The sequence below is a fragment of the Streptomyces massasporeus genome (genome assembly GCF_014648995.1).
GTDB classification, from domain to species: Bacteria; Actinomycetota; Actinomycetes; order Streptomycetales; family Streptomycetaceae; genus Streptomyces; species Streptomyces massasporeus.
Window position 1 is genome coordinate 148,315 of the sequence record NZ_BMSE01000016.1, and the last position, 19,696, is coordinate 168,010.

General features: G+C 68.5%; 12 protein-coding genes and 1 pseudogene. 3 read left to right on the plus strand and 10 right to left on the minus strand.

All coding sequences use genetic code 11. From position 1 onward, the window contains the following. Window position 1: 1 nt before the first annotated feature. Complete coding sequence (locus IE153_RS29755) at window positions 2-736, plus strand: DUF3159 domain-containing protein (protein ID WP_189592869.1); 735 nt, start codon at window positions 2-4, stop codon at window positions 734-736. Between the two features lie 89 nt (window positions 737-825). On the opposite strand, the gene IE153_RS29760 is transcribed toward IE153_RS29755, so the two are convergent. The 3 genes from IE153_RS29760 to IE153_RS29770 form a co-directional block, all read right to left on the minus strand. Then, window positions 826-1,500: a potassium channel family protein gene (locus IE153_RS29760; protein WP_097221367.1), complete on the minus strand. Its 675-nt coding sequence runs from the start codon at window positions 1,498-1,500 to the stop codon at window positions 826-828. Next, a complete protein-coding gene (locus tag IE153_RS29765; protein WP_094053911.1) occupies window positions 1,500-2,171 on the minus strand; it encodes a potassium channel family protein in 672 nt (223 codons plus the stop codon). The genes IE153_RS29760 and IE153_RS29765 overlap by 1 nt, the downstream gene beginning before the upstream one ends. Before the next feature lie 116 nt (window positions 2,172-2,287). Then, the gene (locus IE153_RS29770; protein WP_229829247.1) at window positions 2,288-3,562 is read right to left on the minus strand and encodes an MFS transporter; all 1,275 of its coding nucleotides are present in this window, start codon (window positions 3,560-3,562) and stop codon (window positions 2,288-2,290) included. A gap of 434 nt (window positions 3,563-3,996) precedes the next feature. Between IE153_RS29770 and IE153_RS29775 the strand changes: the two genes are divergently transcribed. Continuing rightward, window positions 3,997-6,048 carry an APC family permease gene (locus IE153_RS29775; RefSeq protein ID WP_189592870.1) on the plus strand — a complete coding sequence of 684 codons (2,052 nt, stop codon included), beginning with the start codon at window positions 3,997-3,999 and terminating at the stop codon, window positions 6,046-6,048. Between the two features lie 231 nt (window positions 6,049-6,279). Further along, window positions 6,280-7,608, plus strand: coding sequence for a class I SAM-dependent RNA methyltransferase (locus tag IE153_RS29780; RefSeq protein WP_189592871.1), 1,329 nt, complete (start codon window positions 6,280-6,282; stop codon window positions 7,606-7,608). Between the two features lie 1,239 nt (window positions 7,609-8,847). On the opposite strand, the gene IE153_RS29785 is transcribed toward IE153_RS29780, so the two are convergent. From IE153_RS29785 to IE153_RS29815, 7 genes and pseudogenes are all read right to left on the minus strand, one after another. Next, window positions 8,848-9,312, minus strand: a complete 465-nt coding sequence (locus IE153_RS29785; protein ID WP_189592872.1) for a barstar family protein — start codon at window positions 9,310-9,312, stop codon at window positions 8,848-8,850. Beyond that, window positions 9,309-14,018: a putative T7SS-secreted protein gene (locus IE153_RS29790; protein WP_189592873.1), complete on the minus strand. Its 4,710-nt coding sequence runs from the start codon at window positions 14,016-14,018 to the stop codon at window positions 9,309-9,311. Before IE153_RS29790 ends, IE153_RS29785 begins: the two co-directional genes overlap by 4 nt. A 2-nt stretch (window positions 14,019-14,020) precedes the next feature. Then, complete coding sequence (locus IE153_RS29795) at window positions 14,021-14,677, minus strand: hypothetical protein (RefSeq protein ID WP_189592874.1); 657 nt, start codon at window positions 14,675-14,677, stop codon at window positions 14,021-14,023. After that, window positions 14,667-15,089, minus strand: a complete 423-nt coding sequence (locus IE153_RS29800) for a hypothetical protein (protein ID WP_189592875.1) — start codon at window positions 15,087-15,089, stop codon at window positions 14,667-14,669. Before IE153_RS29800 ends, IE153_RS29795 begins: the two co-directional genes overlap by 11 nt. 741 nt (window positions 15,090-15,830) lie before the next feature. Continuing rightward, a pseudogene (locus tag IE153_RS42450) lies at window positions 15,831-16,189 on the minus strand (ATP-binding cassette domain-containing protein); the annotation flags it as partial. A 371-nt stretch (window positions 16,190-16,560) separates the two neighbouring features. After that, window positions 16,561-17,112 carry an EF-hand domain-containing protein gene (locus IE153_RS29810; RefSeq protein ID WP_189592876.1) on the minus strand — a complete coding sequence of 184 codons (552 nt, stop codon included), beginning with the start codon at window positions 17,110-17,112 and terminating at the stop codon, window positions 16,561-16,563. A 134-nt stretch (window positions 17,113-17,246) separates the two neighbouring features. Next, window positions 17,247-19,544, minus strand: coding sequence for a molybdopterin-dependent oxidoreductase (locus IE153_RS29815; protein ID WP_268251867.1), 2,298 nt, complete (start codon window positions 19,542-19,544; stop codon window positions 17,247-17,249). Window positions 19,545-19,696 lie beyond the last annotated feature (152 nt).

Sequence of the window (19,696 nt, forward strand, 5' to 3'; positions counted from 1 at the left end):
GGTGACGTCGCTCGACAAGCCGACCGAAGAGACATCTGCGGACGACGCCCGGGCGGTGACCGAGGCCGCCCTGTTCGAGGCGTTCGGCGGCGTGCGGGGCATGGTGGAGACGGTGGTTCCCGGTCTCCTCTTCGTCACCATCTACACGATCAACAAGGACCTGCACCTGTCGGCGATCGCGGCGCTGGCCGTGTCGCTGGTGCTGGTCGTGGTCCGGCTGGTGATGAAGGACACCGTCAAGCACGCCTTCAGCGGTGTCTTCGGCGTGGCCTTCGGTGTCGTCTTCGCGATGATGACCGGCAACGCCAAGGACTTCTACCTGCCCGGCATGCTCTACACGCTGGGACTGGGCCTCGCCTACATCATCACCACCCTGTGCGGCGTGCCGCTGATCGGGCTGATCCTCGGCCCGGTCTTCAAGGAGAACCTCTCCTGGCGCACCCGGAACCCCGGCCGCAAGAAGGCCTATGCGAAGGCCAGCTACGCGTGGGGCGCGATCCTGCTCGCCAAGTGCGCGATCCTCTTCCCGCTGTACTGGTGGGCCGACACCACGCAGCTGGGCTGGGTCCTGATCGCCCTGAAGATCCCGCCGTTCCTGCTCGCGGTGTACCTGACGTGGGTCTTCCTGGCGAAGGCGCCCGCACCCATCGACGTGTTCGCGGAGATGGAGGCGGAGGAGAAGGCGGCCGAGGAGCGGGAGCGGCAGGCCGCAGCCGCTCGGTCCGCCGAGCAGTGACCCTCTGGAGCTTGATGACCCTCCGCAGCTGACGGAAAGGGGCGTCCCGAGTGCTCGGGACGCCCCTTTCCGTTCGCTCGGCGACCGGCTCAGCTCGCCGCGTCGCGCCGCACCGACAGCAGGTCCTCCAGCTGCTCCTCACGGGCCTGGGCGGCCACGAAGAGGAGTTCGTCGCCGGCCTCCAGGGAGTCCTCCCGGGAGGGGGTCAGGACGCGGTTGCCGCGGATGATCGTCACCAGGGACGTGTCCTGCGGCCACTCGACGTCGCCGACCTGCGTGCCGGCCAGGGCCGACTCCTCCGGCAGGGTCAGCTCGACCAGGTTGGCGTCGCCGTGGCTGAAGCGGAGCAGGCGGACCAGGTCGCCCACGCTCACCGCCTCCTCGACCAGGGCCGACATCAGACGCGGGGTGGAGACGGCCACGTCCACGCCCCAGGACTCGTTGAACAACCACTCGTTCTTGGGGTTGTTCACGCGGGCGACGACGCGCGGGACGCCGTACTCCGTCTTCGCCAGCAGGGACACGACCAGGTTCACCTTGTCGTCGCCGGTCGCGGCGATCACGACGTTGCAGCGCTGGAGCGCCGCCTCGTCCAGGGACGTGATCTCGCAGGCGTCGGCGAGCAGCCACTCGGCCTGCGGGACGCGTTCGACCGAGATGGCGGTCGGCGCCTTGTCGATCAGCAGGACCTCGTGGCCGTTCTCCAGCAGTTCGCCCGCGATCGAGCGGCCGACGGCGCCGGCTCCGGCAATGGCGACCCTCATCAGTGACCGCCCTCCTCTTCGGGACCCTTGGCGAACGCCGCCTCGACCTTGTCGACCTCGTCGGTGCGCATCATCACGTGCACCAGGTCGCCCTCCTGCAGCACCGTCTGCGAGGTGGGCAGGACCGCCTCGCCGAGCCGGGTCAGAAACGCCACGCGCACGCCGGTCTCCTCCTGGATCCGGCTGATCTTGTGGCCGACCCAGGCGGTGGAGGTGTGCACCTCGGCGAGCTGGACGCCACCGGTGGGGTCGCGCCACAGCGGCTCGGCGCCGGAGGGGAGCAGACGGCGCAGCATCTGGTCGGCCGTCCAGCGGACCGTCGCGACGGTGGGGATGCCCAGGCGCTGGTAGACCTCCGCGCGGCGCGGGTCGTAGATGCGGGCGGCGACGTTCTCGATGCCGAACATCTCACGGGCCACGCGCGCGGCGATGATGTTGGAGTTGTCACCGCTGGAGACTGCGGCGAAGGCGCCGGCCTCCTCGATGCCCGCCTCGCGCAGGGTGTCCTGGTCGAAGCCGACACCGGTGACCCGGCGGCCGCCGAACGAGGAGCCCAGCCGGCGGAAGGCGGTGGGGTCCTGGTCGACCACGGCGACCGTGTGCCCCTGTTGCTCCAGGTTCTGGGCCAGTGCGGAACCCACCCTTCCGCACCCCATGATGACGATGTGCATGGCCTCACACCACGCTTCCCGCAGACCTTCCGGCCTGCGTCAGTGTTCTGCTCATGTCTCTCTCTCGGCTCGCCGGGCAGCACTTCGCGGCCTTCTGTGCGGGCCGCCAGGCACCATCATGCCGGGAACGCCGGGTGTGATCCCGTTCGGTGTCCGCACGCCCGGCCGATCGCTCGTGTCCAACGTATAGGCAAGGCCGGGGGAGCCCACCAGGGCCCTGGGATGCCGAAGGCCACCCAGAGCGCGACGGTGTAGCCCTGCACCGTCCCGGTGCTGACGGCGTCCGTGCCGTTCCCGTGGTCCTTGAGGTACGACGTGGTGACACTCGTGGCGATGGAGTTGAGCAGCGCGGTGCCGAACGCGGCCCCCACCTGCTGCACCGTGTTGTACGCCGCCGACGCGACCCCCGCCTCGGCGGGGTCGAGCTGGACCGTGGCCATGTTCGTCGCCGTCGCGAGCAGGCAGCCGAGTCCGATGCCGGTGAGGATCATGGACGGCGTGAGGTACACCGGGAAGACATGGGAGCTGTCCACCTCCAGTTGCGTGAGGATCAGCATTCCGGCGGCCGACGACAGCAGGCTGCCCGCGATCAGGACGTCGGGGGCGGTCCGGCGGTGCAGCTTGCCGGCGATGAGCATCGCGCCGACGGTGGTGCTCACCGCGTTCACCAGCAGCGTCATGCCCGCCTTGACCGGCGAGTAGCCGAGGATGGTCTGCGTGTAGTACCTCACGAACAGGTAGAAGCCGAACATCGCGGTGAACATCAGGCACACGGAGACGAACGCCGTGCCACGGACGCGATGGAGCAGGATCCGCAGCGGCAGCAGCGGATGCCGCGTCCTGGCCTCCACCAGCACGAACAGGGCCAGCAGCAGCACACCGCCGATGAGCAGGGCGAGCACCGTCGGGTCGCCCCAGCCGTGGGGTTCCGCCTGAGTGAAGCCGCAGACGAGTGAGGCGAGGCCGGCGGCGCTGAGCAGCACCCCGCGGACGTCCAGGTTGCGCAGGTTGCCGCCCGGGCGGTCGCGCAGGATGAGCGGGACGCCGAGCAGGGCGATCGCGGTCATGGGGATGTTGATGTAGAGGCACCAGCGCCACTTGGCGTACTCGGTGAGCAGCCCGCCCGCCACGACTCCGAGAGCCGCTCCGCCCGCGCCGACACCGGCGAAGACGCCGAAGGCCTTTCCGCGCTCGCGCCCGTCGGTGAACGTGAGGATCAGCAGCGACAGCGCCGCCGGTGCCAGCAGCGCGGCGAAGACCCCCTGCCCCGCGCGTGCCGCGAAGAGGGTGCCGGCGTTGCCCGCCGCACCGCCGAGCGCCGCCTTCGCCGCCGCGTTCCTCCACGCCTGGCTGGACGGCGCCCCGCCCCGCCGCAGCGCCCTGCACGGCACCGTGGCCGGTGCCTACGCCTGCACGATCCCGTCGACCCGGGCCGCCGGCATCGGACGCGACGAGCTGCACGCCGGAGTGGCGGAGCGGGAGCGCTCCGAACGGCCGGAGCCCTCCCGCACCCCGGCACCTCCTAGCGCGCCCCCTGCGACACGTCCTTGCGGCGGCTGATGCTGCGCACGCTCGCCACCGTCAGGATTCCGAGGGCGACGAGGGTGGCCGCGGCGCCGATCAGCTGGGCGGGCGTGTGCATGGGACCTCCAGAGGCGGCAACGGCCGGGAAACGGACGGGGCTTAGTCATATAGGCATGCGAAGCGGGTGACCTGCGGAATCCGCAGCCGCATGCGCCTCTGAATTCACTCGGAGAGCAGACGGAACGCCGATGAGGGGTGGCGGGTGGGCACCCCCGCAATCGAACGCCTACGATCCTCTGTTGTGTCCAAACTGACCGACGTGCCCAAACGGATCCTGATCGGGCGCGCACTGCGCAGCGACCGGCTGGGCGAAACGCTCCTGCCGAAGCGCATCGCACTCCCCGTCTTCGCCTCCGACCCGCTGTCCTCCGTGGCGTACGCGCCCGGCGAGGTGCTGCTGGTCCTGTCGATCGCGGGCGTGACGGCGTACCACTTCAGCCCGTGGATCGCCGTCGCGGTCGTCGTGCTGATGTTCACCGTGGTGGCCTCGTACCGGCAGAACGTGCACGCCTACCCCAGCGGCGGCGGCGACTACGAGGTGGCGACCACCAACCTCGGACCCAAGGCCGGCCTGACGGTCGCGAGCGCGCTGCTCGTCGACTACGTCCTCACCGTCGCGGTGTCGATCTCGTCCGGCATCGAGAACCTCGGCTCCGCGATCCCGTTCGTCGTCGAGCACAAGGTGCTCTGCGCGATCGGCGTGATCGTGTTGCTGACGCTGATGAACCTGCGCGGGGTGAAGGAGTCCGGCTCGCTCTTCGCGATCCCGACCTACGTCTTCGTCTTCGGCGTCTTCATCATGATCGCGTGGGGTGCCTTCCGCGGGCTGGTCCTGGACGACACCATGCGGGCACCGACGGCGGACTACGTCATCAAGCCCGAGCACCAGGGCCTGGCCGGCTTCGCGCTGGTCTTCCTGCTGCTGCGCGCCTTCTCCTCCGGCTGCGCCGCGCTCACCGGCGTCGAGGCGATCTCCAACGGCGTGCCGGCCTTCCGCAAGCCCAAGTCCAAGAACGCCGCGACGACGCTCGCGGCGATGGGCCTGCTGGCCGTCACCATGTTCTGCGGCATCATCGCGCTGGCCGCCGCCACCGACGTCCGCATGGCGGAGAACCCCGCCAAGGACCTCATCCACAACGGTGTCCCGCTCGGCCCGGACTACGTCCAGAACCCGGTGATCTCCCAGGTCGCGGAGGCCGTCTTCGGCAAGGGCAGCTTCCTGTTCATCATCCTGGCCGCGGCCACCGCGCTGGTGCTGTTCCTCGCCGCCAACACCGCCTACAACGGCTTCCCGCTGCTCGGCTCGATCCTCGCCCAGGACCGCTACCTGCCGCGCCAGCTGCACACCCGCGGCGACCGCCTGGCCTTCTCCAACGGCATCGTGCTCCTCGCCGGCGCCGCCGGACTGCTCGTGGGGATCTACGGCGCCGACTCCACCCGCCTGATCCAGCTGTACATCGTCGGCGTGTTCGTGTCCTTCACACTCAGCCAGACCGGCATGGTCCGGCACTGGAACCGCCACCTGGCCACCGAGAAGGACCAGGCCAAGCGCCGCCACATGATCCGCTCCCGCGCCATCAACGCCTTCGGCGCCTTCTTCACCGGCCTCGTGCTGGTCGTCGTCCTTCTCACCAAGTTCACGCACGGCGCCTGGGTCGCCCTGCTCGGCATGGTGATCTTCTACGCGACGATGACGGCCATCCGGAAGCACTACGACCGGGTCGCCGCCGAGATCGCCGCCCCCGAGGGCCCGAGCGACGACCTCGTACGGCCCTCGCGGGTCCACTCGGTCGTACTGATCTCCAAGATCCACCGCCCGACACTGCGCGCCCTGGCCTACGCCAAGCTGATGCGCTCGGACTCGCTGGAGGCGCTGAGCGTCAACGTCGACCCGGCGGAGACCAAGGCCCTGCGCGAGGAATGGGAGCGGCGCGGCATCGACGTACCGCTGAAGGTCCTGGACTCGCCCTACCGCGAGATCACGCGGCCGATCATCGAGTACGTCAAGGGGCTGCGCAAGGAGTCCCCGCGGGACGCGGTGTCCGTGATCATCCCCGAGTACGTGGTCGGCCACTGGTACGAGCACCTGCTGCACAACCAGAGCGCCCTGCGGCTCAAGGGCCGGCTGCTGTTCACGCCCGGGATCATGGTGACCTCGGTGCCGTACCAGCTGCAGTCCTCCGAGGCGGCCAAGCGGCGGGCCCGCAGGCAGCAGGACTGGAACGCGCCGGGCTCGGTGCGGCGCGGTCCCGCGCAGGTGCGGTCGAAGGAGTCCTCCGACCACAAGAGCTGACGATCTCCTGAGACGACGGCTCGTGTGACGCGTGCTCGTGTGACGCGTGCTCGTGTGACGCGTGCTCGTGTGACGCGTGCTCGTGTGACGCGTGCTCGTGTGACGCGTGCGATCCGTGTGACGGTACGGCTCGTGTGAAACGGCCGGGTGACAGCCACGTAGACTGGTGGGCTGTTGTCCGGCCGTTTCCGTTCGGCCCTTCCCCCTCACGCGTTATGGAGTCACCCCGCCATGCAGGCAGAACCGAGGAAGTCGCTGGTGGGGGAGGAGTACGAGGTCGAGGTCGGCCCCGTCGCCCACGGCGGTCACTGCATCGCCCGCACGTCCGAGGGCCAGGTGCTGTTCGTCCGGCACGCGCTGCCCGGCGAGCGGGTCGTGGCGCGGGTGACGGAGGGCGAGGAGGGCGCGCGGTTCCTGCGCGCCGACGCCGTGACCGTGCTCGACGCCTCCAAGGACCGGATCGACGAGCCCTGCCCGTTCGCCGGCCCCGGCCGCTGCGGCGGCTGCGACTGGCAGCACGCCAAGCCGGGCGCGCAGCGGCGCCTGAAGGCCGACGTCATCGCCGAACAGCTCCAGCACCTCGCCGGGCTCACCCCGGAGGAGGCCGGCTGGGACGGCACGGTGCTGCCGGCGGAGGGCGACAAGGTGCCCGCGGGCCAGGTCCCCGCGTGGCGCACTCGCGTCCAGTACGCCGTCACCGCCGACGGCCGGGCGGGCCTGCGCCGGCACCGCTCGCACGAGGTGGAGCCGATCGACCACTGCATGATCGCCGCGGAGGGCGTCAGCGAGCTGGGCATCGAGAAGCGGTCCTGGACGGGCATGGACTCTGTCGAGGCGATCGCGGCGACGGGCTCCCAGGACCGCCAGGTGATCCTCACCCCTAAGCCGGGCGCGCGCCTCCCGCTCGTCGAACTCGACCGCCCCGTCTCCGTCCTGCGGGTGGACGAGCGCTCCGGCGGTGTCCACCGGGTGCACGGCCGCCCCTTCGTCCGCGAACGCGCCGACGGCCGCACGCACCGCGTCGGCAACGGCGGTTTCTGGCAGGTCCACCCGAAGGCCGCGGAGACCCTGGTGACCGCGGTCATGCAGGGCCTGCTGCCGCGTAAGGGCGACATGGCCCTCGACCTGTACTGCGGCGTCGGCCTCTTCGCCGGCGCCCTCGCCGACCGGGTCGGAGACCAGGGCGCCGTCCTCGGCATCGAGTCCGGCAAGCGGGCGGTGGAGGACGCGCGGCACAACCTCGCCGACTTCGAGCGGGTCCGCATCGAACAGGGCAAGGTCGAGAGCGTGTTGCCGCGCACGGGCATCGAGGAGGTCGACCTGATCGTCCTCGACCCGCCGCGGGCGGGCGCGGGCCGCAAGACGGTGGAGCATCTGGCGTCGCTGGGGGCACGGCGGATCGCGTACGTGGCGTGCGATCCGGCTGCGCTGGCACGGGACTTGGGGTACTTCCGGGATGGGGGGTACCGGGTGCGGATGCTGCGGGCGTTCGATCTGTTTCCGATGACGCACCATGTGGAGTGCGTGGCGATTCTCGAGCCCGCCGCAAAGGGACGCTGACCTGCTGATTTTCTGATTTCCCAGGTTGCGGGCAGGTCACGTCGACATGTTTCCGTAGGTGAATGGTGTGGAGCCTTGCCCTATGTCAGGGACGGCTCCGGCCTGCGGTTCGACCAGCTACCAGCTGGGTGTCGGGCACCGAACGGTGGCATGGGCACGGTCGGGCGGTGGCCACTCGTGACGCTCATCCGACGCTCGTTCTGATGACATGTCATCGCTTGTCGCCGGGTGGTCCGAAGGCCGCCTTCCGCCTCCCTTTTCCCCACCGCGAGGGAGGACCCCGGGGCCCGTACGGCAGCGGGCCTACGGGGCACTCACCGCAAGGAGAAGCTCTCCGGCCGGAGCTCGCACACGGCCACGTGGGAGCAGGAATTTCGGTGACACGCAGTCGTCCCGCAGAAGGCGACAAGATCCGTAGAGCTCTTGATGACGATGACGTGTCTGCCGCCCCGAGGGCGGAGGTGCCCAGCGATACCGACTGACTCATGCACTGGCCCCTGCTTCGGCACGGGGACGAGCAGCGGACCGTGTTCGCCGTCGAGTCTGAGTGTTCCGTGCCGCGAGACCGCCTGGTTTTCCTTTTCGGGCGAGACCGACCTGTTTCGACGCTGATTCTGGCGGGACATCACGACGCTCCCATCTTTCATGGCCCTGTGCTCCTTGCTCTCATGCGAGATGGCAGATCGGCCTGCCTAGTATTGGAACAGGAGGCGGTCGCGTACCGAAAGGTGGGGTGTCACCTGAATTTCTAATGTGCCTGTGCACTCGCCCGTGTGGAAATCGATGGAAATGCGCTTGGTTGATTGACCTGAGGTGAAGGAAAGGCGAGTTGCGGATTCACGGAAGAAAACCAGCATCTCAATTCCCCGATCGTTCATCCAGCGGATTCTCACGGACCTAGCCAGTACATCGTAGGAAAAAATGAGAGACTGTCCCGAATTATCCTGCACAGTGAGAACCCGTGCGTCGCTCTCTTCCGAATCTGGCCATTCGCCGACGGCCTCCTGGACCTCTTCGTCGTCGGGGATGAATGAACTCTCGGTATACGTCGGCCTTCACTTTCCACTGTGCGGTGGCCAGTGGTTCAGACTGCCTGAATGCTCACATTTGGGCCACTGCCGCGGAAAAGGACTGCGGAGAGTCTATGCCCGCCCTCCGGCGATCTGCCAGGTGCTCTCGACACCAAGTGCTCCGTGCGGGCGTAGAGGACCGATTCGGTCACGCCGAATTCACCGGGCCTCAGTAGGTCCTGATTTCGCGGAGTACCTCCTCATGGACGTCGGGCGGGCACAGCAGTACGGCCTGAAAAGTGATCTTCTCCTGGCCTGGAAGCTCGGGCTTTCCCGCCCAGAACTTAACGGCGTCGTTCAGAGCACGGAAGAGGATTTCACGTTCTTCGGTGCTTTCGGAAAGCGCGACGTCGGCGTCATCGATGGTGATGAGGAAATGCTTGGCGTTGATCCAGTGTAGATCGGTCAGGCAGTCCCGCAGTGCGTTCCAGTTCCAGCCGAAGTAGTCCGGGAGGCGCAGTGCTTCGTAGAACTGAGTGAACACCCCGTCGGAGTCGTGCATTTCCTGTCCTCGCATCCGGGCCGAGTAGATCAGTCCGGTGGGAGGCAGGGCGCGTGCAGCGGAGAGCGAGGAGTCGGTCGGGACGACACAGGCTTCTTCCTCGTTACGTTCCCACCAGGTGGCGTTGCTCATCGGCCGGTCTCCATCACGATGTAGGTCTGATAATGGGTCGGAGTGTAGTACGCCGATCCGTCCGACCCGGTCACGACCCTCTCGCCGCCCCATTTCGGGTTGTCGATCGACTGTACCGTGCCCCATTCCGTATAGCGGATACTATTCCCCTGACTGTCGAATTCCGGAAGTTTGTAGGCGCCGCCCTTCCCGCTGTTCTCGAATGGCTTGGGGATGGACGGTCCCATGAGCTGAGGGCCCGCGCCCTGAGCCTCCACACCGAACTCGCGAATGTCACGGAGGACCGCTTCGGACTCCGCCGGAACCTTTGTGGGAATCCACCCGCTCAGCTTTGATGTGTCGCCCAGGGTCTGGCCCACTTGGTAGTTCGGTGAGAGTCCCAGTGGGTCGGCGCCTGTGTGGGGATTGTCGACGTATGTGACCGGATTGGGCGCGGGTGTGAGGCCGAGGGGGTCCGGAGCCGTGTAGCGGCCGGTCTCGGGATCGTAGTGGCGGAAGTAGTTGTAGTGGAGGCCGGTTTCGGGGTCGTAGTACTGGCCGGGGAAGCGCAGAGGAGTGTAGGTGCTGCTGTCCCGGGACCAGGCCGTGGTGCCCCAGAGCGTGCTGCGGGTGCGCCAGGCGATGTCGCCGGACTCGTCGACAAGTTCGGTGGGGGCACCGACAAGGTCGGTGGCGATGGCGAAGAAGCGCCGGTCGATCTCCTCCTGGCGGGCATCCGCGGTGAGGATCCGTTCGGTTTGGGCGATTGGGGTCAGGCCGCGGTGGTCCCAGGTGAGCGCCACGTGATGGGCGATGTCCTGCGACGCCGTGATCTGCTCGCACAGGGTGGTGCCGTCCCAGGTGAAGCGGACCTCCTCGATGACCGTCTCGCCATCGGAAGCCAGGCGTTGTTTGGCGGTGCGTCGACCCAATGGGTCGTAGCGATAACGCCAGCGGGTGCCGTCGGGAGTGATGACGGAGGTGAGGCGGTCCTCGGCGTCCCACTCGTAGCGCCAGGTGTCGGGTTTGCGGGAGAGGCGGGTCCTCTGGCGCAGGGTGACGCGGCCGTGGGCGTCGTGTTCGTAGCGCACATCTCCGGCGCGGGTGAGGGAAGTGCCGTGGTACGTCCGGGCTCCAGTGGCTTCCTGGCCGGGATGGGAGGCAGGCCAGGAGGCGGAGATCTGATTGCCGCTCGCGTCGTAGGCGTACCGTTCGCTCCAGCCGTCGGCGATCACGGCGGTGACGCGGCCGACCGGGTCGAGGCCGAAGGTGCGGGTGCCCGACAACCGGTCGGAGACGACGGAGAGGTGGCCGTCGGCGCGGTAGGTGTAGGTGCGGCTGTTGAGCACGCGTCCGTCGGTGATCAGGTGCTCGGCGGACAGACGTCCGGCTTCGTCCCAGGCCGAGGTGACGGTGAGGGAGCCGAAGACGCGGGACAGTTCACGGCCTGCCGCGTCATGGGTGAAGGTGACCTCCTGACCACCCGTGGTCAGCAGGCCGGGGCGGCCTGCCGTGTCATGGGTGTAGGTGGTGACATGGCCGGTGGGGGTGACACGTCCCACGCGACGGCCCACGGCGTTGTAGCGAAAGGTGGTGGCGCGGCCGTCGATGAGTTCCGTCTTGATCAGGCCGCGTCGGTCGTACTGCCGGATCAAGTCGCCGTCCGGGCCGGACGCCCGCAGGAGGCGCCCGGCCGGGTCGTACGCGTAGCTGGTTGTCCGACCGGCGGCATCCTTACAGATGACACGGCCCAGCTCGTCGTGAGTGAAGGAGATGACGTCACCGAGCGGGTCGATCCGCGTGGTCAACTGCCCTACCGCGTCGAGGCGGTAGTCGATGGTGCGTTCGTCGAAGTCGGTTTCCGAGACCAGGCGGCCGGCCGCGTCGTACCGGTAGCTCCAGCCCAGACCTTGTGGGTTGGTGACACGGGTAAGGCGTAGGGCGGTGTCGTACTCGAACGCATAGCGGGCACCGTCCGGCCCGGTGCGGGCAGCGAGGAGGTCGAAGTGGGTGTACTCGAACCTGGTCACTCCTCCAGCCGGGGAGGTGTGGGTCAGGCAGTTGCCCTCACCGTCGTAGGTCCATGACTCGGTGGCGCCGTCCGGGGCCGTACGGCGGGCGAGTTGCCCGTCGGCGTTCCAGGTGAGACTGGTGACTCTGCCCACAGGGTCGACGGTGCTTACGAGTCTGCCGAGAGCATCGCGTCCCACGCGGGTCGTGCCGCCGGCCGGGTCGGTTACCTCCACCGGCAGGCCCGCGGCGTCGCAGACCACCTGGGTCGTGGCGCCGAGGGGGTCGGTGACGGAGATGATGCGGCCGGCGTCGTCGTAGGCGTAGCAGGTGGCGTGGCCAGCCGCGTCGGCGATTCTGATCCGATTGCCGCGCTCGTCGAATTCCTGTGTGCGGCGGGTGCCGTCCGGCTCGTGGAACTCCACCGGCAGTCCAAGCGGGCCGCGCACGATGCGCAATCCAGTGCCGTCGGGCCGAGTGACCACGACGAGCCAACCATCCTCGTCGTAGGCGTAGACGGTGGTGCGACCGAGTGGGTCGGTGCGGGTCAGGAGGTTGCCGTCGGCGTCGTAGGTGAAGCGGGTGGTGTGGCCGAGGGGGTCGGTGGTGGCCAGGAGACGGCAGCCGGGGCCGAACAGGTGGCGGGTCGCGTGCCCGTCGGCGGTGGTGAGTGTGGTGGTGCGGTGGCCGGTTTCTGGGTCGGGCTCGGTGTAGGCCAGGGTGATCTGGACGTGGCCGGCCTCCCCGCCCTCCGCCACGACGCGGTCGCGGTCGTCGTAGACGTAGTCGTAGCGGCTGTTGTTGGAGTCGATCCAGGCGATGACGCGGCGGCGGTCATCGTAGACGAAGGTGGTGGTGGCACCGGAGGGTTTGGTGACGGTGGTGAGGTTGCCGTCCTGATAGCCGTATTGCATCAGGGGCAGGTCCGCGCCGCCCTCGCCCGCGCCGGCCAGGGACAGGGCGGTGACCAGGCCGTCGGCGAGGGACAGCTTCACCTGGTGGCCCGCCGAGTGGACCAGGGCCAGCGGCAGGCCGTCCTCGCCGCGGTCGACGGCGATGGTGTGGCCCTTGAGTTCGGTGATGCCCGACAGCCAGGCGACGCCGTCGTCCCCCGGTTCGCTGCCGGGCGGGGCGGTGAAGTGGAAGACCAGGCCGCTGTCGGGGTCGGTGACGGTGTAGTCGCCGTCGGCGTCGCGGGCCAGCAGGGTGCGGGCTCTGCCCGATGACGGGGTGGTGGGCGCGCCGGGGACCGGATGCGGGTACGGGATCAGGAGACCGTCGGCGGTGACGTGGATGACACCGACCGCATCGACCTCCAGTCGTTCGTCGACGGTGGACGTCCAGGAGGGCCCCAGGAAGCGGCCGACCGTGCAGCCGGACTCGGTGCGGCGGGTGAAGAGCAGCGGCAGGATGCCGGGCAGTTCGACATCGGTCTGGGGCAGGAACATCCGGCCGGAGGCGAGGTCGACGGGGTCGGTGCCGTCAGTGGTGCGCTCGCCGTCGGGGCGGTTGTGGGTGCCGTCGGGGGCGTCGTCGACCAGCTTGCGCGCCCGTGCGGCGTCGGCGGCCTCCTCGGCGATGCGGATGCCCTTCACCGCGGCGCCGCCGCCACCGGTGGCGGCGGTCAGCGCGAGGTCGGGAATCAGCCTGCCGAAGCCCTCGGCCGGGTCCTTCATGAAGTCGCTGACCATCTGCTTGCCGGTGCCGACCGGGTCGTTGGCGGCGACGATCAGTCCGGCGGCGAGGCTGTTGAGGGAGGTGGCGTACTCGGCCGGATGCGTGATGTTGTACGGATCGACGGGGTTGACGCTGCGGACGAAATTGAGGATGCCCGCCGTGCCCTTGATGATCCCGCCCCCGACATGGTCGCCCATGATCTGGAACTCCTGGAACCCGCCGGCCAGTTGCTCGGCATAAGAGGGCTTCCGCGGGGCCATGTCACGGGCGGCGCGGACCGCGGTGCGTGCCGTCTCCGCCGCCGAGTTCCGCTGCTTGCGGGCCTCGGCGAGGATGTCCTGCGCCTCCTGCATCAGCTTCTTGCCGGGGTCCTCGAACGTCGCCGCGGGCCTGGGCGGGAGCGAGGACGGGTCGCGCTTGTCGGCGGGCTGGGCGTTGTAGCGATCGACGGCACTGTTGAAGTCGTCGACCTTCTTGCGGTGGGCCTCTGCGGCGTCCTCGGAGGCCTTGACACCCTCCTTCCACTTCTCGATCGCCGTCTGCGCCTGTCCCTGCGCCCAGGTGACCGTGCCGGCGAACGCGTCGAGCGCGCCGATTGCCTTCGCACAGGCGTCGGCGGCGGCGTACCACTTGGGCGGCTGGGTGCTCACCGCGGTGCGCAGCGCTTCGGCCGTCTCGCCCTTGAGCCGGGAGGAGTCCAGGCCCTTGAGACCGTCACCGGCGTCGTCGAAGGCCGACTGGAAGGCGCGGAGTTTGGCGGCGGTGGCGTTGATCTTGCTCGGGCTGCCGTAGATCAGCTTGGTCTTGTCCTCGGTCTGCCCGAGGTCCATCTCGTCGACCTCGGCGCCCATCCGGTTGGCGACCGAACGGGACTGCTCGCGCACCCAGTCCGCACCGGACTCCCAGCCGACGTCCTGCAGCCGGTCGGCGGTCCAGTTGCCGGCGTCCTCGACCCGGTTGCCGGCCCATTCGACACCGTCCTCGACGGCGTTCTCGACCGAGTCGGGCGTGATGTCGCTGAGGAAGTCGCCTATACCCACCGTCAGTTCCCCCCGGGCTCGCCCTGCTGCTGCGCCTGCTGGGCGCGCTCCTCCGGCGACGGGCCGAAGGTGTTGTCAAGCGCCTGGTTCCACTGCTCCTCGGAGACCCCCGACGCGTCGATGATGGCCTGCGACCGCCGACCGCCCTCGCCCTCGGTGAGGACCGTGCGGCCGGTGTCCTTCCAGGTCTGCTCGATGTTCTCGCCGGCCTTGTCGAACGACTCCGTGCTCCAGTCCGGGTTCAGGTAATCCGGCGTGACGATGTCACCCCAGCCCTGCCGGGCGATCTCCTCCTCGGTGGCGTGCGGGTTGCCGCCCATCACGGAATTGACGCCCACCTTCAGCGTGCCCTCGACGTACTGGTCGTGCTCCCACTGGGTGCCCGCCGCCAGGCCGAGGCGGTTCGCGAGCGCGCTGGCGTCGCCCACCAGGGCCCGCACACCCCACTCCCAGCGTTCGCAGAAGTCCTCGAAGTCGACCGAGAGGCCGTGGTGCCCGGCCTCCATCCCGGTCATCGCCAGCTCTGAAAAGCCCTTGCCCATCACCGAACCGGTGGCGCCGCCCAGATCACCGAGTCCGTCGATGGTCGCGCCCACGCCCTGCGTGAACTTCGCGACAGACGCCTTGTCGAACTGCAGATCGGCCCCGTCAACGCCCATGGCCGCGCCCCTCCTCCGCCTCGCCGGAGTCGACGGCGACGCCGTCCGCAACGACGCCCACGACCGGGGGGAAGAACATCGACGCGTCCTCGGTGGCGATGTCGACAGCGAGGCCGGCGGGTTCGTCCAGGGACGGCACGACCTCGTCGACGATGCGCGCGCCCAGCAGCGCCGCGTAGTCCATGGGCTGATCACCGGATCCGTGCAGCAGAGCGAACCGGGCCAGTGCGACCTCGTCGGTGAACCCGCAGATCCACCGCACCCCGCCCGACCACGCCGACCAAAGGCCCCCACCGGCCGTCGGCACCAGAAGGACCGAGCGCCGCATCTCACCGACCAGCGCACGAGGGTCACCGACTCCCCTTCTCTGCTCGGCGATTCGCTCGGCGAGCGCTGTCCTGGTCTGCTGCACGGCCTCTCCCCCTCCTAGGTGACTGATGGCACCGTAGATCACGAAGACGCACGCGAACATGTCGGCGGTTCTCCTGGAAGCTCATCATGGCCCTGCATGGCGCCCTCAGTTCGAGACCGCTGTGGAGACAGGGCCAGTCCTCACGTGCAGTTTCGCGCCATGGGCCGGATGTGCAGGTTCGAACATGTCCGTCACGCGGCCGCCCGGGTGCGGGACGCGAGTTGGGGGAGGCGTCCCGGATCTGGCGATGTGCAGCGGCAACTCCACGAGCCCCTGCGTGGGGACCTGCAACAGGTGCATCCGGCAGGCGCCGCCGGGACTTCTCCCGTACAGCGCGAGGTATCACCGCCGTGGTCGGGGAACTGGTGGCTGACGTCCTGTTGGCTCGCCTGGTCGAAGCGGTTGAGTAAGGAACCTGTCCCGGCCGGTCGTGACGCTCGTTTGACGCTCCGAGTGCCCGAAGGCGCCTCCGGCAGACCGGAAACTGCAGCTGACCTGCTGGTATGTCACGAACATCGTATTGCGGCATGTTTCCGATGACGCACCATGTTGAGTGTGTGGCGATTCTCGAGCCTGCTAAGAAGGGGCTCTGACCTGCGGTTCTTCTGAGTTGCTCAGGCACCGCCAGGTGGGCTCGACCTGTTTCCCGGAGTACATCACATGGAGCTGGCACTTCCAGCTCGCGGCATCTGTGACCTGCGGTTTGGTCACGTCCAGCAGTTGGCTCTCCTGGATCGGGCACGGGAGGAAGGTCACCTGCGGCGCGCCCGTGCGGGGATGGCGGGCCACCTCGCTTGTCACGCCGTAGACCTCGGCCAGCAGCCGGGACGTGAGGATCTCCACAGGGACGTCCAACTGGTGACGGATGTCGAGGCGGTTGGTCGGCTCGTCCAGGACGAGGAGGGAGGACCGCTGGGCGAGGACGCGGGCGATGAGGACACGCCGGCGTTCGCCGCCGGAGAGTCGGTCGAAGGGGCGATCGGCCAGGTTGGTGCGTCCACCGCGTCCAGGGCCGTCTCGATCAGTTCGACGTCCTCGGGGGTGTCGCGGTCGAGCAGGCGTTTGTGCGGGGTGCGGCCCATCGCGAGGTGCCGTCGGGCCGCTGAACTCGGGGGTCCTGGCGCGGGGAACGACCCCGCCGTCCCTCATGTACGCGTACACGTCGGAGGCGACTGTTTGTTCGATCTGGTTGGGCTTCAAGTTGGTGGTCCGCAGATCGTTCGTGGTTCCGTCCGGGCCGGGCTCGGTCGTAGTCGTGGCCGGTTTCCGAGCGCCGCTGGTCCTCGCCCACCATGGCGGAGCGTTTGAGATCCTGCCCCTCGCCTTTGGAGGTGTACTCGCCCATGGCCGGGCCGTCGCCGTTCGGGTACGGCGACAGGCCGAAGGGGTCGCAAACGGTGTGCGGGTTGGGCATGTAGGCGACCGCCGACCGCCCGCACAGCAGTGGTGTGGGCGGTCGGATCCCGGGCTGTCAGGCTGTGACCCTGCCGAAGAGGTGGTTGGCAGGAGCATCCGGGTCGTTGCCGTAGAAGAACTCGGTGAGGGCCTGGTGGAATTCGGCGCGGTCCAGCCCACCGGAGCCGTCCCTGTCCAGAGCGGCGAAGATCGTGGCGCAGTCCTCGCCGGGCACACCGGCGACCGAGTCGAACATCTGCTGGAACTCGGCCTGGTCGATCTTGCCGTCCGCGTTGAGGTCGACGAGGTCGAAGAAGCAGTCGGTGACCGGCGCGATTTGCTGCGGATAGAGGGCGGGGTCGGTCAGGACGCTCCTGAAGCCTTCGGTCATCTCCCGCAGATCGACCTTCCCGTCACCGTCCTGGTCCATGGGGGCGATCACATTCGTCCAGAACCCGTCCATTCCCTCGATGAGTCGGCGGGCGGTCGCGGAGTCCGGCGCGGCGTCTCGGGCGGCGATGTAGCGCTCGCTCATCGCGCGGACGTCTTGCTGGGTGATGAACCCGTCGCCGTCGACGTCGGCGCCCCTGAACCACTGGCCGTACTTGAGGTCTTGAAGTGCAGTCACGACTGCGCACAGTATTCATCTGATTACGCAAATGCAACACGGGGAGTGGAGCCTCTGGCAGCCGGGGCGGCCCGCTGCGCGCTTGACGACGGCGAACACGAAGGACCTGCTCGAAGAGGCAGGCAGCTTGCGTGTCAGTGTTCGAGGTGTGGTGGTGCGAAGGCGAGCACATCCGGAAGGGGGCCGTCGTAGAGCTCGACGTCGACGAGCGCGCTGTGGGCGCTCGGTCCCTGGGACAGGCGCGAGCACCCTCGGTCGGCCGTGAGGGTGTTCGGATTGCCGTGGCGGTCCAAGGTGCCGCTCCGGCCCGGCTGGGCCGGGTCCCACCATGCTCCGGTGGACAGTTGGATGACGCCTGGCATGACGTCGTCCGACAGGACTGCGCCTGCCAGGCAGCTGCCGCGGTCGTTGTGGACACGTACGATCATGCCGTTCTCGATGCCGCGGGACGCGGCGTCCAGCGGATTGATCGTCACGGGCTCACGGCCACGGATCTTCGACTTGAGGCTGTGGCCGCCGTTGTCGTACTGGCTGTGCAGGCGTGAGGCGGGCTGATTCGAGATCAAGTGCAGCGGGAATCGGTCCGACAGGCCGGCACGGAGCCACTCCACTGGTTCGAACCACGTCGGATGCCCGGTGCAGTCGTCGTAGCCGAACGAGTCGATCTCCTCGGAGAAGATCTCGATCCGGCCCGACGGGGTCGTAAGGGGAAAACGCTGCGGATCTGCGCGGAGCGCCTCGAAGCTGCCGGGGAACGGGCCGCTCAGCGCCGGCAGCTCAGCCGTGGAGCTTCGCCAGAAGTCGTCGAAGCTCGGCAAGGCCCCGTCGTCGCCGAGGTCGGCCCTCGTCTGCTCGTAGAGGTGCCTGACCCATTCGATCTCGGAGCGTGACTGCGTGAACTCGCGCTCGTATCCGAGCCGGGAGGCCAGGGCGGTGAAGATGTGGTGGTCGGTGCGTGACTCGCCCGCCGGCTCACGGACTTTCGGCATCGCGACGAGGTGGGGGTCGGAGAATCCGGCGGCGAAGTCGTCGCGCTCCAGGCTGGTGGCGACGGGAAGGACGATGTCGGCGAACTTGGCCGTGGTGTTCCACCAGGCTTCGTGAACCACCACCGTGTCAGGGGTCTGCCAGGCGCGGGTCAAGCGGTGGAGATCTTGGTGGTGATGGAACGGGTTCCCTCCGCACCAGTAGATCAGGCGGAGCTCGGGCAAGGTCAGGCGCCGGCCGTCGTAGTCGATGGTCTTGCCCGGATGCAGCAGGGTGTCGGCGATCCGTGCGACAGGGATGAAATCCGCCACAGGGTTGGGAACCCGGGGAATCGACGCCACGGAGGGCCGGCCGGGGGCGACGCCGGTCGCGTCCATCGTCGCGTAGCCCGCGCCCCAGCCGCAGCCGGGCCGCCCCATCGAGCCCGCCATGGCAGCCAGCACGACCGACATCCAGATCGGCTGTTCGCCGTGGTCCGCCCGCTGTATCGCGTAGTTGACCATGATGAGCGAACGGTGCGTGGACAGGCGGCGAGCCAGTTCAGTGATCGTGTCCCGGCTTATGCCCGTGATCCTCGCTGCCCAGGCGGCATCCTTGGCGACGCCGTCGAGTTCGCCGGTCAAGTAGGAGGAGAAGCGGTCGAACCCGACGCAGCAACGGCGAAGGAAGTCCTCGTCGTGCCAGCCGTTGACCAGCATGGTGTGTGCGATGCCGAGCATCGCGGCGGTGTCGGTGTTGGGGATGACGGGCAGCCACTCGGCGTCGAGGAAACCGGCGGTGTCGCTGCGGATAGGGCTGATGTTCACGAACCGCACCCCGGCCGCACGGCACTTTCGCTGAAGGTCCTGCGTCTGGTGTCTGGCCAGTCCGCCGGGGTTGATCTGGCTGTTCTTGAGGGCCAGCCCTCCGAACGCCACCACAAGCTCACAGTTGTCGGCGATCTCGTCCCACATCGGCATCCGGGACTGGTAGCTCCACGGAGCTCCGCCGATCACATGGGGGAGGATGACCTCCAAAGCCGCGGTGCTGTACGTGTTGCGAGAGTCGGTGTATCCCCCGCCCAACGCCAGGAACCGGTGGAGTTGCCCCTGGGCGTTGTGGAACGCGCCCGCACTCGCCCAGCCGTAGGAGCCGCCGAACACGGCGCTGTCTCCGTGCTGTGAACGCACTCGGCGCAGTTCCTCGCTCACCAGGGTGATCGCGTCGTCCCAGCTCACCTCCACGAAGGCGTCCGTGCCCCTGGCCGTGTCGTGGGCGCGCGGCAGGCCGTTCAGCCAGCCCTTGCGCACCGCGGGGCGCAACACGCGGGCGCTGTCGTCGGCGGCTGTCACCATTCCGGGTCCGATGGGCGACGGCGCGGGGTCGTCGCCCCTCGGCTCGATTCGCACCAGCCGACCAGAGTCAACCACCGCGACAAAACTGCCCCAGTGCGTCGCAACCGTCATGCGTCGTTCCACGATGCATCAACCCCGTCTCTGAACTTCCCCGGCTCTGGGACAGCGGCCACTCATGTCACAGGGGCTCCACGTCAGTTGACGGGCCGCAGGACACAGACTCCCCCTGCGGCCCGCTGCCCAACCCTGTAGGTGCACGAGCC

What these genes read in the sequence shown, in the direction of transcription:
- IE153_RS29760 (WP_097221367.1), bottom strand. Translation starts at nt 1,500, where the DNA reads ATGAGGGTCGCCATTGCCGGAGCCGGCGCCGTCGGCCGCTCGATCGCG.
- IE153_RS29765 (WP_094053911.1), bottom strand. Translation starts at nt 2,171, where the DNA reads ATGCACATCGTCATCATGGGGTGCGGAAGGGTGGGTTCCGCACTGGCC.
- IE153_RS29780 (WP_189592871.1), top strand. Translation starts at nt 6,280, where the DNA reads ATGCAGGCAGAACCGAGGAAGTCGCTGGTGGGGGAGGAGTACGAGGTC.
- IE153_RS29785 (WP_189592872.1), bottom strand. Translation starts at nt 9,312, where the DNA reads ATGAGCAACGCCACCTGGTGGGAACGTAACGAGGAAGAAGCCTGTGTC.
- IE153_RS29795 (WP_189592874.1), bottom strand. Translation starts at nt 14,677, where the DNA reads ATGGGCGTTGACGGGGCCGATCTGCAGTTCGACAAGGCGTCTGTCGCG.
- IE153_RS29815 (WP_268251867.1), bottom strand. Translation starts at nt 19,544, where the DNA reads ATGACGGTTGCGACGCACTGGGGCAGTTTTGTCGCGGTGGTTGACTCT.